The organism is Macromonas nakdongensis, from assembly GCF_002837145.1.
Lineage (GTDB): Bacteria > Pseudomonadota > Gammaproteobacteria > Burkholderiales > Burkholderiaceae_C > Macromonas_B > Macromonas_B nakdongensis.
Map to the genome: position 1 here is coordinate 1 of NZ_NWMV01000008.1, position 12,940 is coordinate 12,940.

Consider the following 12,940-nt stretch of genomic DNA (forward strand, 5'->3'; position numbering starts at 1 on the left):
GCGCGTTGCTCGCGCAGCGGGGCCCAGGCGGCTTGCAGCACCGCGTCGGGGCCGTCGGCCTCGGGGGCCACCGCCCCGTCCAGGGCGGTGCCGAACAGGTCGCGCAGGGCCTCGCGGCGGGCCGCGGCCTTCTGCGCCAGGCTGGCGGGGCTGTGGCGGTCGTGCAGGGCGGCCATGTCGGGTTCGCCGGCCTGAGCCAGCGCTTCGGCCCCGGCACAAAGCCGGGCCCGGGCCGTGGCCTGCTGGGCGCGGGACAGGCCCACGTCTGGGCCTTCCAGCCAGCCGGCCAGGGCCAGCACCAGGCGGCGCTGCCCGGCCCGCACCTGGGTCTGCTGGGGCAGCAGCAGGCGCACACGCTCGGTCTGGTGGCCGTGGGCGATGCGCTCCATGTCATCGAGTTGCTGGCGCAGCCGCTCCACCCGCACCCAGGCGCGCTGGAAAGCCAGAGCCGGACCCGACAAGGCTTGTTCGCCCGGGGCCTGCGCCCGCAAGGCCCAGACCGGGGTCGGCAGCGGCACGGGGCCGTGCGCGGGTGGGGCCGGTGGTGGGACGGGCGGGCTCATCGGCCGATTATCGCCAGCACCGTGGCGCCGGGATGCGGGACAATCTCCCCATGCCCCGCCTCCACTTCGACGTTCCTGCCCGCCTGTGCTTCAGCACCGACATCCAGATCTACATCAGCCACGTGAACCAGGGCGGCCACCTGGACAACGCGCAGCTGCTGACGCTGGTGTCGGAGGCACGGGTGCGGTTTTTCAAGGCCCTGGGCTACAGCGAAGGCAACGTGGCCGGCCACCCCATCGTGGTCGGCGACATCGGCGCGCAGTACCAGTCGGAGGGCTTCCACGGAGAGGTGATGTCCGTCTCCTTGGAGCCCACCGATTTCAACCGCTACGGCTTTGACCTGGCCTTCCAGATGCGCGAGAAGGCCAGCGGCCGCGACGTGGCGCGCGGCAAGATCGGCATCGTCTTCGTCCGGCCCGAGGCCAAAAAGGTGGCCCCGGTGCCGGCCGCGTTCCGCGAACGCCTGGCCGAGGTGTTCGGCGCCTGAAGCCCGGCCCCCGGATGCCCCGTGGACGGCGTGTGCCGTCCGGGGTGCTCGCCGGTCAGCCGCGCACCTCGCCCTCGCCCAGCACCACGTACTTGAGCGAGGTCAGCCCCTCCACCCCCACCGGGCCGCGGGCGTGGAACTTGTCGGTGGAAATGCCGATTTCCGCGCCCAGCCCGTACTCGAAGCCGTCGGCGAAGCGGGTGCTGGCGTTGACCATCACGCTGCTCGAATCGACCTCGCGCAAGAACCGCTGCGCGTGCACGTGGTCGGTGGTCAGGATGGCCTCGGTGTGGCCGCTGGAGTAGCGGTTGATGTGGACGATGGCCTCGTCCACCCCGGCCACCACCTTCACGCTGATGATGGGGCCCAGGTATTCCTCGCTCCAGTCCTGCTCGGTGGCGTCTTTCAGGTGGGCGCCGGGCACGGCCGCCAGCAGGGCCTTGGATTCGGCGCAACAACGCATTTCCACGCCTTTTTGCGCGAAGATGGCGCCGATTTGCGGCAAGAAGGCCGCCGCCACGCCGCGCGCCACCAGCAGGCTTTCGGTCGCGTTGCAGGGGCTGTACTTCTGGGTTTTGGCGTTGTCGGTCACCTTCACCGCCAGGGCCAGGTCGCACGGGTCGTCCACATAGGTGTGGCAGTTGCCGTCCAGGTGCTTGATCACGGGCACCTTGGCCTCGCGGCTGATGCGCTCGATCAGGCCCTTGCCGCCGCGCGGGATGATCACGTCCACGTACGCGGGCATGGCGATGAGCTGGCCCACGGCCTCGCGGTCGGTGGTGGGCACCAGCTGCACCGCGTCGGCCGGCAGACCGGCCTGCACCAGCGCCTGCCGCACCAGCGCGGCCAGGGCGCGGTTGCTGTCGATGGCCTCGGACCCGCCGCGCAAGATGCAGGCGTTGCCGCTCTTGATGGACAAGGACGCCGCCTCGATGGTGACGTTGGGCCGGCTTTCGTAAATCATGCCGAACACGCCGATGGGCACCCGCATCTGCCCCACGCGGATGCCGCTGGGCTGCTGCTTCATGCCCATGACCTCGCCGATGATGTCGGGCATGGCCGCCAGCTGCTCGCAGCCCTCGGCGCAGGTCTCCAGCACCTTGGGGGTGAGCTTGAGCCGGTCCACCATGGGCTCGGCCAGGCCGGCGGCGCGGGCACGCTCCAGGTCCTTGGCGTTTTCCAGCTGCAGCGCGTCCACGTTGGCGCGCAGCAGGGCGGCCAGACCGCGCAGGGCCTTCACCTTGGTCGCGGCGCCGGCCTTGGCCATCAAGGCCGAGGCGGCTTTGGCCTGCTGGCCCAGGGTGTGCATCAGTTCAACGGTGTTCAGGGCGTTCATGGGCGGATTTTCGCACTTTCACGCGCTGCGCCACGGCCGCCTTACCACCCTCCTGCAATCAGGGTTTTTGGGGTCTGTCGACACCTCTTGCTACACTAGGGCTTCCTTTCACAGGGAGTAGCTGGCGCAATCTCACCCCAGGATTGCGTTGCGGTATCGTCAATACAGTCCCGGTGCGTTGGCATCCACCGTGGCTCGGTACCGTAAACCGTGGCAACCACGGGCAGCAAGACTGGCGAGGACACTCTTCAACACCACCCAAACGCAGCCGGTTTGGGACAAGAGGCCCGTCACGATGATCTCCATCGGCACCCCTTTGCTGTGGACCTTGTTCACAGTCTTCGTTTTGATCGCGCTCGCGATCGACTTTTTCGCACTCAGCCGCCAAGGCGCCCATTCGGTCACCATCAAGGAAGCGTCCATCTGGTCGTTGGTCTGGGTGGCCGTGTCCTTCCTGTTCGTGGGCTGGCTGTGGTGGTACCTCGGCGGCACCGGCACCGACCCCGCCGCCAAGGAACTGGCGAACGCCAAGGCGCTGGAATTCGTCACGGGTTACGTGGTGGAAAAAGCGCTGGCGGTGGACAACATCTTTGTGTTCCTGATGCTGTTCACCTACTTCGCGGTGCCGGCCGAATTCCAGAAAAAAGTGCTGATGCTCGGCATTCTGGGCGCACTGGTGCTGCGCGCGGTCATGATCCTGATCGGTGCCTGGCTGATCGTGCAGTTCCACTGGATCATGTACATCTTCGGCGCCTTCCTGGTGTTCACCGGCGTCAAGATGTGGTGGGCGGCCGGACAAGAACCCGACCTCGACCACAACCCCGCGCTCAACTGGATCAAGCGGCGCATGAAGATTTCGCCGACCTACGACGGGCCGAACTTCTTCACCGTGGTCGGCGGCGTGAAAATGGCCACCCCACTGCTGGTGGTGATCTGCCTCATCGGCATCGTGGATCTGGTGTTCGCGGTGGACTCGATCCCGGCCATCTTCGCCATCACGACCGACCCCTTCATCGTGCTCACCTCCAACGTGTTTGCGATTTTGGGCCTGCGGGCGATGTACTTCCTGCTGGCTGGCATGCACGAACGCTTCCACCTGCTGTCGTACGGCCTGGCCATCGTGCTGGTGTTCATCGGCACCAAGATGCTGTTGATCGACCTGTACAAAATCCCGATCGCCTGGTCGCTCGGTTTCACCGTGGTCACCCTGGCCGTGACGATGCTGCTGTCGCTGCGCATCCCGCCCAAGCCGGGCCAGACCGGCACGGCCTTCCCCTTCAGCCCCAAGCCAGCGGGCGAAGGCAGCCAGGCCGGCGACGCCCACTGAACGCGGGGGCCGCCACGCAGGCCCCCTTCAGCCCGCCCCTTCGCTGGGTGCGCGGCTGAAGGCGTTGTTTTCGGCCACCAGCCGGTCCAGCAACTGCATGAAGGTGCGCTGCTGGGCCGCGCTCAAGGGCGCCAGGATGAGCCCCTGCGCCCGCGCCACCGCCGGCTCGGCCTCGGCCAGCAAGGCCAGCCCGGCGGCGGTGATGTGCAACAAGCGCACCCGCCGGTCCTGCGGCGAGAGTTGGCGCCCCAGCAGCCCCCGCGCCTCCAACCGGTCCACCACCCCCGCCGTGGTCGAGGTGTCCAGCGCGATCAGCCGCGCCAGTGTGCGCTGGTCCAGCCCGGGCTGGTCGCGCACGGTCAGCAGCGCGCCGTACTGCAGCGGCGTCAGGTTGAGTTTTTCCACTTCCTGGTGGAAGATGCCCACCGAAATCTGGTGCAGCCGCCGGATGGCGTGGCCGGGCAAACGGTTCAGGCCGGGAAGGGCAACGGGTGGGGACTCGCTCATGGGCATCAGTCTAGGCCATTGAAGCGCCGAGGCGGCAGAACCCGGGTGCTTGCAGAAGGGGCAATTAATCACTACACTAATCGTCAGTGTACTGATGTTTCTTAATTTTCCCCTTTCAGGAGACAACGCATGAGCACGTCGAAGAACGAACTCCCGGTGCTGGTGGCCGGCGGTGGCATTGGTGGCCTGGCCGCGGCCCTGGCCTTGGTGAACCAGGGCTTTCAGGTACAGGTGTTCGAGCAAGCGCCCGAAATCGGTGAAATCGGCGCCGGCATCCAGTTGGGCCCCAACGCCTTTCACGCCTTCGACGCGCTGGGCGTGGGCCCGCAAGCGCGCGCCCGCGCCGTGTACACCGACTTCATGGTCATGCACGACGCCACCGACGAGTCGCTCGTGGGCCGCATCGAGACCGGCGAGGCCTTCCGCCAGCGCTTCGGCAACCCCTACGCGGTGATCCACCGCGCCGACGTGCACCTGTCGCTGCTGGAAGGCGCGCAGGCCAGCGGCCAGGTGGAATTTCACACCAACACCCGCATCGTGCAGATCGAGCAGGACGAGGCCGCCGGCACCGTCACCGCCACCGACCAGCACGGCAAGCGCTGGACCGGCCAGGCCCTGATCGGCGCCGATGGCGTGAAATCCGTGGTGCGCCAGCAGTACGTGAACGACCCGCACCGCGTCACCGGCCACGTGGTCTACCGCGCGGTGGTGGACAAGGCCGATTTCCCGAAAGACCTGCAGTGGAACGCCGCCAGCCTGTGGGCCGGCCCCAAGTGCCACCTGGTGCACTACCCGCTGCGCGGCGGCGAGCAGTACAACGTGGTGGTGACCTTCCACAGCCGCGAGCAGGAAGAATGGGGCGTGAAAGATGGCTCCAAGGAAGAGGTGGAAAGCTACTTCCAGGGCATCAGCCCCAAGGCGCGCCAGCTCATCGAACTGCCCAAGAGCTGGAAGCGCTGGGCCACGGCCGACAAGGAGCCGATCGAGAACTGGGTGTTCGGCCGCGTGACGATCCTGGGCGACGCCGCCCACCCCACCACCCAGTACATGGCCCAGGGCGCCTGCATGGCCATGGAAGACGCGGTGACCCTGGGCGAAGCCCTGCGCGTGACGAACAAGAACTGGGCCGCCGCGCTGGAGCTGTACCGCAAGAACCGCGTGGCGCGCACCGGCCGCATCGTGCTGAGCAGCCGCGAAATGGGCCGCATCTACCACGCCACCGGGGTGGAGCGCCTGATCCGCAACCAGATGTGGAAGAACCGCCCGCAAGAGCGCTTCTACGACGCGATGGAGTGGCTGTACAGCTGGAACGTGAGCAACTGCCTGCAACAGGGCTGAAACGGAGACGAACATGCAAGAACTTGGCCGATTGGAAGACCTGCCGCAGGACTACCGCGACGAGCTGAAGGCGCTGAACCTGGTGCCGCTGTGGCCCAGCCTGCGCGGCGTGCTGCCGCCAAACGTGCCCACGCGCCAGACCCGCGCCACCCACTGGCCCTACGCCAGCCTCAAGCCCCTGCTGCTCAAGGCCGGTGAACTGACCCCGATCGAGAAAGCCGAGCGCCGCGTGCTGGTGCTGGCCAACCCCGGCCACGGCCTGGAGAAGATGCAGGCCAGCGCCGCCATGTACCTGGGCATGCAGCTGCTGCTGCCCGGCGAATGGGCGCCCAGCCACCGCCACACCCCCAACGCCGTGCGCATGATCGTGGAAGGCGAAGGCGCCTACACCACGGTGGATGGCGAGAAGTGCCCGATGGCCCGCGGTGACCTGATCCTCACCCCCACCGGCCTGTGGCACGAACACGGCCACGACGGCACCGAGCCGGTGGTGTGGCTGGACGTGCTGGACCTGCCGCTGGTGTACTACATGGAGGCCAGCTACCACCTCAACGGCGAGCGCCAGCAGGTCAACCCCGGCCGGGGCGACCGCGCCTGGACCCGTGCCGGCGTGGTGCCCACGACCGTGTTCCAGCGCAGCGACAAGCGTTACCCCATGCTGCGCTACCCCTGGGCCGACACCCGCGCCGCCCTGCTGGCCCTGGCCGACGACCAGCCGGCGCAGGAGTGCGTGCAGGTCACCTACATCAACCCCGAAACCGGGGAAGACGCCGAGAACATCCTGGGCTTTTACGCCCTGATGCTCAAGCCCGGCCAGACGCTGCGCCTGCCCGCGCGTTCGCCGGCCCAGGTGTTCCACCAGATCGAAGGCCGCGCCGAGGTGACCGTGGACGGCGCCGGCCAGACCTTCACCCTGGCCGAAGCCGACACCTGCTGCGCCCCGGGCTACACCGCCGTCACCCTGAAGAACCTGAGCGCCGACCAGCCGGCCTTCGTCTTCATGGCCGACGAGTCGCCGCTGCACCGCAAACTGGGCGTGTACGAAGTCCGCGCCTGACCCCCTTTTTCCCGGAAACACCATGACGCAATACCTGTTCAACCCGCCCGCCGTTCAATCGCTGCCCATCCGTGGCAAGACCGAGCGCTTCCCCATCAACCGCATCTTCTGCGTCGGCCGCAATTACCACGCTCACGCGGTGGAAATGGGCCGCCCGGTCGATAAAAGCGTCGAAAACGCCTTCTATTTCACCAAATCTCCGCAAACCCTGGTGGAAAGCGGCGCGACCGTGGCCTACCCGCCGCGCACCAGCAACTACCACTACGAGATGGAACTGGTGTTGGCCATTGGCAAGCCTGGCTTCCGCGTGAGCGAAGAAAACGCCCACGAACTGGTCTACGGCTACGCCGCCGGCCTGGACATGACCCGCCGCGACCTGCAGTTGGTGGCGCGCGACAAGGGCCGCCCCTGGGACACCGGCAAGGACATCGAAGAAGGTTCGGTCTGCTCCGAAATCGTGCCCATGGAAGGCGTGGTGGTGGAGCAGGGCGCCATCGCCCTGGAAGTCAATGGCGTGACCAAGCAGTCGTCCAACGTGGACAAGCTGATCTGGAACATCCGCGAAATCATCGCCGACCTGTCCACCTACTACCACCTGCAGCCCGGCGACCTGATCTACACCGGCACCCCCGAAGGCGTGGGCCCCGTGGTGGCCGGCGCCCAGATCACCGGCCGCGTGGAAGGCATTGCCGAGATCGCGCTGACCGTCGGCCCGGCCGAGTGAGCCCCGCGATGAAACTCTACAACTTCTGGCGCAGCGGCACCTCGCACCGGCTGCGCATCGCGCTCAACCTCAAGGGGCTGAGCACCGAGTACGTGGCCGTACACCTGGGCAAGGAAGCGCACCTGACCGACACCTTCAAGGCGCTGAACCCGCAGCAGCTGGTGCCGGCCCTGGACACCGGTGAGCAGGTGCTGATCCAGTCGCCCGCCATCATCGAATGGCTGGAAGAGCAGTACCCCACGCCCGCGCTGCTGCCGGCCGACGCCGGCGGCCGGCAGCGGGTGCGGGCGCTCGCCGCCATCGTCGGCTGCGACATCCACCCGGTCAACAACCGCCGCATCCTGGAGTACCTGCGCAAGCAGTTCGGCGCCGACGAGGCCGCCATCAACGCCTGGTGCGGCACCTGGATCGGTGCGGGCTTCGACGCCTACGAGGCGCTGCTGGCCGCCGACACGCAGCGTGGCCGGTTCAGCTTTGGCGACACGCCCACGCTGGCCGACTGCTACCTGGTGCCGCAGGTGGAAAGCGCCCGCCGCTTCCAGGTGGACTTGAACCGCTGGCCGCTGATCCAGCAGGTGGAGGCCGCCTGCCTGGCCCTGCCCGCCTTTGCCGAGGCGGCCCCCGGGAAACAGCCCGACGCCGCCTGACCTGTCTGAGCCCGCGCCCCCACACCCTGGGGCCGCGGGCCGTTTTTTGTGTTCAAGGAACCCGCCATGATCCAACTCCCTGCCCTGCGCACCCTCGCGGCCGGCCTGGCCTTCGCCGCCACCGCCTTCAGCGCCCAGGCCCAGACCCTCAAGCTCGGCCACGTCACCCCGCCCACCCATGTGTGGCACCAAGTGTCCGAAAAAATCAACGCCGACCTGCAAAAAGCCACTGGCGGCAAGATGAAGATCGCCGTCAGCCCGCTGTCCAAGCTGGGCAACGAGGCGCAGATGATCCAGCTCATGAGCGCCGGCGCCCTGCAGTTCGGCGTGCTCACCGTGGGGGGGCTGTCCAACCGCGAGGAGTCCTTCCTGGCCTGGTCGCTGCCCTACACCTTCAAGGACGTGGCCCACGCCACCCGCGCCAGCCAAACCCCGGCCGCCAAGGAAATGCTCAAGCGCCTGGAGCCGCACGGCTTGGTGGGCCTGGGCTACGCCTTTGCCGGCATGCGCCACGTGCTGTCGCTGCAGCCGGTGGCGTCGGCCAAAGACCTGGCCGGCAAAAAGATCCGCTCCTTCCCCAGCCCCATCTACAACGACTGGTGGAACGCCAACGGCGCCGCGCCCACGGCCATGCCGCTGTCCGAAGTGGCGCCGTCGCTGACCACCAAGCTGCTCGACGCGGTGGACGTGGACCTGGACGCCCTGGTCGGCCTGAAATTCCACCAGCAAGCCCCCCACCTGACGCTGACCAACCACATGGCCTTCCCGGCCGCCATCGTCGTCTCCAAGAAATGGTGGGACGCCCGCACCCCGGCCGAGCGCGACACCATCACCAAGGTGGTGGCCGAAGCCGAGCAGTGGGGCTACAAGACCGCCATCCAGGCCGATGCCGACAACCTGGCCAAGGCCAAGGCCGACGGCGCCAAGGTGGTCAATGCCGATCTCAAATCGTTCCAGGCCGTGGGTGCCAAGGTGCGCGATCAATACACCGCCAAGAATCCGCTGATCGGCGCCTTTTACAAGCAGGCCAAAGACCTGTGAGCCCCGCGCGCGGCCGCTGGGCCGCGCCGGAACCCCCTTTCGGCAGACAGCGCCCTGAACAGGCCCTGTCTGTTTTTCTGCATTGTTTGAAAGGCGATTCGTGTACGCCCTGATACAGACCCTCGATGGTTGGTTGGCCCGGCTGGAAAAAGCCCTGGTCGTCCTGCTCACCGCCGGCATCGCCGGCATCATGATGGCGCAGGTGATTCGGCGCTACTTTTTCGGCAACCCGATTTTTTGGGCGGAAGAAATCTCTGCCCAGCTGCTGGTGTTCGTGACCCTGTTCGGACTGTCGCTGCTGGCCCAGGGTGGCCAGCTGGTCAGCATCGACTTCCTGCCCCGGGCCTTGGGGCCGCGCGCGCGCCATGTGTTGCTGGGCCTGCTGGGCACCGCGTTTTTGGTGCTGCTGGTGTTCATGGCCCGGCTGGGTTGGAGCTGGGTGAATCTGCCCGAATCGCGCCTGGAGCTGGGCGCCACCACGCAACTGCCGCGCTGGTACAGCTACAGCGCGCTGCCACTGGCCATGGCGGCCATGGCCTTCCACCAGTTCGCCGCCGTGCTGCGCCATGGGCACGACGCCCTCTGGCCGACCGAGACCACCCAGCCAGGAGCCTCCACATGATCGCGCTGCTCGTGTTTTTTGGCCTGCTGTTTGCGGGCCTGCCCATCGTCGGCACCATCCTGGCCGGGGCCATGGTCTTCATGGCCACCGAGGACCTGACCGTGCTGTTCGACTCCATCCCCATCCAGTTTTATGGGGCGCTGGAAATCAATTCGCTGCTGGCCATCCCGCTGTTCCTGCTGGTCGGCGAGATCATGAACAAGGCCGGGCTGACGCAACGGCTCATCGCCGTGGCCGAGGTGCTGGTCGGCGGCTTGCGCGGCGGGCTGGCCTACGCCAACCTGTTCACCAACGCCATGGCCGCGTCCATCCTCGGCTCGGCCGTGGCGCAGATCGGGGTGATGAGCAAGGTCATGATCCCGGCGATGGAGCGCATGGGCTACAAGCGCGAGTTTTCCGGCGCGGTCACGGTGTCGGCCGGCCTGCTCGGGCCCATCATCCCGCCGTCGATGCTGATGATCATCTACGGCGTGGTGGCGGTGCAGCCGATCGCGCCGCTGTTCATCGCCGGCATCGTGCCGGGCCTGCTCATCGTGGGCGTGCTGGCCCTGGTGATCTTCCTGCACGGCGTGTTCGGTCCGGGCCTGCCGGCCGGCCGCTCGGACAGCGGCAAAAGCTCGCTGAAGGTGGTGTTCGAAGGCCTGGTGCCGGCGGTGATTCCGGTGGTGGTGATCGCCGGCATCATGCTGGGCGTGATGACGCCGACCGAATCCGGCGCCGTGGCGTCCATCATCGCCCTGGTGCTGGGTTTCGTGTACCGCGAACTGCGCCTCAAAGACCTGGCGCCCATCACGCTGGGGGTGGCGGTGAACACCGCCACCATCACCGGCCTGATCGCGGCGGCCTCGGTGCTGAGCTGGGTGCTGGCCTTCCAGGGCGTGCCCGACCTGGTGGTGGAATACATGGCCAGCCTGACCGATTCGCCCTTCGTGTTCCTGCTGCTGGTCATCGGCATGATGCTGCTGCTGGGCATGTTCCTGGAAAGCATCAGCGTGCTGATCGTGGTGGTGCCGCTGCTGATGCCGGTGGTGACGCAGCTGGGCATCGACCCGATCCACTTCGGCGTGGTCTGCACCGTGGCCACCGTGGTGGGCCTGGTGACGCCACCGGTGGGCCCTGGCCTGTACATCGCCATGGTGCAGGCCGATCTGCGCATGGGCCCCTTGTTCAAGGCCACCATGCCCTTCCTGCTGGCGGTGCTGGCGGCGATGGTGCTGATCGCCGCGGTGCCGGCGCTGTCGACCTGGCTGCCGGCGATCATGGCCCAGTCCTGAAGGACGGCCCCAAGCCGGGGCGGGCGTGGGAGAATACGGCGCCATGAACGTCCCTGCCCTTGCCCTGCTGCCCGTGGCGCTGACCGCCGCGGCGGTGGGCGCGGGCCTGGCCTGGACCTGGGGCCGGCGTGGAGGCGTCCCTGCGGTGGAACCCCTGCACGACCCGCTGACCCGCTTGCCCGGCCGCGCCGCCATGCTGGAGGCCTTGGCGCGCGTGCTGTCGCTGGCCGACCGGCTGCAACACCCGGTGACGGTGCTGATGGTCGAGATCGACGGCTTTGCCGCCCTGCGCAAGCGCCAGGCCGACGCGGCCGATCGCTTGGAGCAGACCCTGGCCCGCCACATGGCCGCGCGCGTGCGCAGCCACGACGTGCTGGGCCACTGGGACCGGGGCCAGTTCCTGGTGGTGCTGCCCGACGCCGATGTGGCCAGTGCCCTGGTGCTGGCCGAAGACCTGCGCGAAGGGGCCCTCAAATGCACCGGCTCGGCCGCCAGCGTCAGCGTCGGCGTGCACGGCCGCGTGCCCCGGCCCGAGCTTCGCCTACAGGACTTCAGCGCCGACCTGGTGGTGGCCGCCCAACGCGCCCTGGAAGCGACCGTGGCCAACGGCCCGGGCCGCGTCGAAATCGAACCCTGAACCGCGCCGCGCGCCGGCTCAGCGCCCGGCCGCCCACTGCACCAGCGCGTCCAGCGCCGGCCGGGCCGCGCGCGCGTCCGGGTGGTTGACGATGGCCACCAGCACCCGCCGCTGCCCACCGGGGCCGTGCACATAGCCGGCCAGGGCCTGCACATCGCGCAGGCTGCCAGTCTTCAGGTGCGCCAGGCCCACGCCCATGGGGCTGCGGCGCAGGGTGCCGTCCAGGCCGCTGGCCGGGAGCGACGCCATCAGCTCGGGCATCATCGGCGAGGCGTAGGCCAGCTGCAGCAGGCGCGCCAGGCCGGCGGCGGTGAGGCGGGCGCCGCGGCTCAGGCCGGCGCCGTTGTCCACCACCGGTGCGGGGTGCTCGGGCCCAAGGCGTTGCGTCCACCATTGCGCCAGCACCTGGCGCGACCCTTCGAACGTGGTGGCCCCCCCGAGCGACTGGCCCAGCGCCAGCAGCACGTGCTGGGCCATGACGTTGTTGCTGAACTTGTTCACGTCGCGCACCACCTGGGCCAACGGGGGCGAGTCCAGCGTCAGGCGCAGCGTGGCCTGGGGCGGCACTTCGCCGGGGCGCACCCGGCCGTCGAGCTGACCGCCCAGGCTGGTCCAGACACCGGCCACGGCGCGCTCCGCGAAGCGCTCGGGCTCCGGGTGCGCCAGGGGCCAGGCGCGCTCGCCGCAGGCCAGCGGGTAGCGACCGTCGAAACGTGGGCGCAGTGGGTCGGTGAACTGCGCCCGCAGCCCGGTGCGCCAGTCCCCGCAAGGGCCGGCATCGAGCGGCACCGTGGCCGGCACCGCCACCCCGGCCAGGGGTGGCTCCAACGCGACCCGGGCCACGCCCGCCGCCGCGTCGGGCACGAAGTGGAACTGCTGCGCTTTGTAGTTGACCAGCCAGGCGTCGGGCGTGGCGTTGTAGGGGCGCAGGGGTTCGCCGTCGAACGCGGCCGGGTCCACGGCCGGCACGTCGAAGGCGCTGCGGTCGAGCACGATGTCGCCGGCCACCCGCTGGATGCCCAGGCCCTGCACCCGGCGCAGCAGCCACCAGAGCTTTTCGGTGACGAGCTGCGGATCGCCCCCGCCGCGCAGGTAAAGGTGGCCCTGCAGCACGCCGTCGCGCACCGGGGCGTCGGTGTGCACCGTGGTGCGCCACACGTGCGCTGGGCCCAGCAGGTCGAGCGCGGCGTAGGTGGTGACCAGCTTCATCACCGAGGCCGGGTTCACCGGGCGCCGGTCCTGGTGCGCCAGCCAGACCGATCCGTCGGGGGCGGCGTCGGCCACCACCGCGACCAGGGCGTCGGTGGGCAGGCCGGCGCCTTGCAGGGCCGCGCGCACCGGCTCGGGCAAGGTGGCCGCGCCGGCATGGGGCACGGCAG

Annotated in this window: 14 protein-coding genes; 10 read left to right on the forward strand and 4 right to left on the reverse strand. The window is 68.6% G+C overall.

The features are described 5' to 3' along the window. Positions 1-563: hypothetical protein (locus tag CON77_RS01210; protein WP_198552235.1), on the reverse strand; the 563-nt coding region annotated here is incomplete at its 3' end. A 50-nt stretch (positions 564-613) separates the two neighbouring features. On the opposite strand from CON77_RS01210, the gene CON77_RS01215 reads away from it, so the two are divergent. Then, positions 614-1,051, forward strand: a complete 438-nt coding sequence (locus tag CON77_RS01215) for an acyl-CoA thioesterase (protein WP_101047020.1) — start codon at positions 614-616, stop codon at positions 1,049-1,051. A 55-nt stretch (positions 1,052-1,106) separates the two neighbouring features. Here the strand turns inward: CON77_RS01215 and CON77_RS01220 are convergent, their stop codons facing one another. Continuing rightward, positions 1,107-2,387 carry a glutamate-5-semialdehyde dehydrogenase gene (locus CON77_RS01220; protein WP_101047022.1) on the reverse strand — a complete coding sequence of 427 codons (1,281 nt, stop codon included), beginning with the start codon at positions 2,385-2,387 and terminating at the stop codon, positions 1,107-1,109. A 295-nt stretch (positions 2,388-2,682) separates the two neighbouring features. On the opposite strand from CON77_RS01220, the gene CON77_RS01225 reads away from it, so the two are divergent. Next, positions 2,683-3,714 carry a TerC family protein gene (locus CON77_RS01225; protein ID WP_101047024.1) on the forward strand — a complete coding sequence of 344 codons (1,032 nt, stop codon included), beginning with the start codon at positions 2,683-2,685 and terminating at the stop codon, positions 3,712-3,714. A 27-nt stretch (positions 3,715-3,741) separates the two neighbouring features. On the opposite strand, the gene CON77_RS01230 is transcribed toward CON77_RS01225, so the two are convergent. Next, positions 3,742-4,221 carry a MarR family winged helix-turn-helix transcriptional regulator gene (locus CON77_RS01230; RefSeq protein WP_101047039.1) on the reverse strand — a complete coding sequence of 160 codons (480 nt, stop codon included), beginning with the start codon at positions 4,219-4,221 and terminating at the stop codon, positions 3,742-3,744. 129 nt (positions 4,222-4,350) lie between these two features. On the opposite strand from CON77_RS01230, the gene CON77_RS01235 reads away from it, so the two are divergent. The 8 genes from CON77_RS01235 (at position 4,351) to CON77_RS01270 (ending at position 11,561) form a co-directional block, all read left to right on the forward strand. Continuing rightward, on the forward strand, positions 4,351-5,559 hold the full coding sequence (locus CON77_RS01235; protein WP_101047026.1) for a 3-hydroxybenzoate 6-monooxygenase: 1,209 nt from the start codon (positions 4,351-4,353) through the stop codon (positions 5,557-5,559). Between the two features lie 13 nt (positions 5,560-5,572). Further along, positions 5,573-6,616, forward strand: coding sequence for a cupin domain-containing protein (locus tag CON77_RS01240; RefSeq protein WP_101047029.1), 1,044 nt, complete (start codon positions 5,573-5,575; stop codon positions 6,614-6,616). 22 nt (positions 6,617-6,638) lie between these two features. After that, on the forward strand, positions 6,639-7,340 hold the full coding sequence (locus tag CON77_RS01245) for a fumarylacetoacetate hydrolase family protein (protein WP_101047031.1): 702 nt from the start codon (positions 6,639-6,641) through the stop codon (positions 7,338-7,340). A gap of 8 nt (positions 7,341-7,348) precedes the next feature. Next, on the forward strand, positions 7,349-7,987 hold the full coding sequence (maiA, locus tag CON77_RS01250) for a maleylacetoacetate isomerase (protein ID WP_101047041.1): 639 nt from the start codon (positions 7,349-7,351) through the stop codon (positions 7,985-7,987). A 66-nt stretch (positions 7,988-8,053) separates the two neighbouring features. Further along, entirely contained in the window at positions 8,054-9,028 is a 975-nt protein-coding gene (locus CON77_RS01255) for a TRAP transporter substrate-binding protein (RefSeq protein WP_101047043.1), read from the forward strand. Positions 9,029-9,128: 100 nt separating this feature from the next. Continuing rightward, positions 9,129-9,650: a TRAP transporter small permease gene (locus CON77_RS01260; RefSeq protein ID WP_101047033.1), complete on the forward strand. Its 522-nt coding sequence runs from the start codon at positions 9,129-9,131 to the stop codon at positions 9,648-9,650. Continuing rightward, positions 9,647-10,924 (forward strand): TRAP transporter large permease, encoded by a 1,278-nt coding sequence (locus CON77_RS01265; protein ID WP_101047035.1) that lies wholly within the window; start codon positions 9,647-9,649, stop codon positions 10,922-10,924. Before CON77_RS01260 ends, CON77_RS01265 begins: the two co-directional genes overlap by 4 nt. A 43-nt stretch (positions 10,925-10,967) precedes the next feature. After that, positions 10,968-11,561, forward strand: coding sequence for a diguanylate cyclase domain-containing protein (locus tag CON77_RS01270; protein ID WP_157826817.1), 594 nt, complete (start codon positions 10,968-10,970; stop codon positions 11,559-11,561). Between the two features lie 18 nt (positions 11,562-11,579). On the opposite strand, the gene dacB is transcribed toward CON77_RS01270, so the two are convergent. Next, positions 11,580-12,935 carry a D-alanyl-D-alanine carboxypeptidase/D-alanyl-D-alanine endopeptidase gene (gene dacB, locus CON77_RS01275; RefSeq protein ID WP_232788359.1) on the reverse strand — a complete coding sequence of 452 codons (1,356 nt, stop codon included), beginning with the start codon at positions 12,933-12,935 and terminating at the stop codon, positions 11,580-11,582. Between the last annotated feature and the right edge of the window lie 5 nt (positions 12,936-12,940).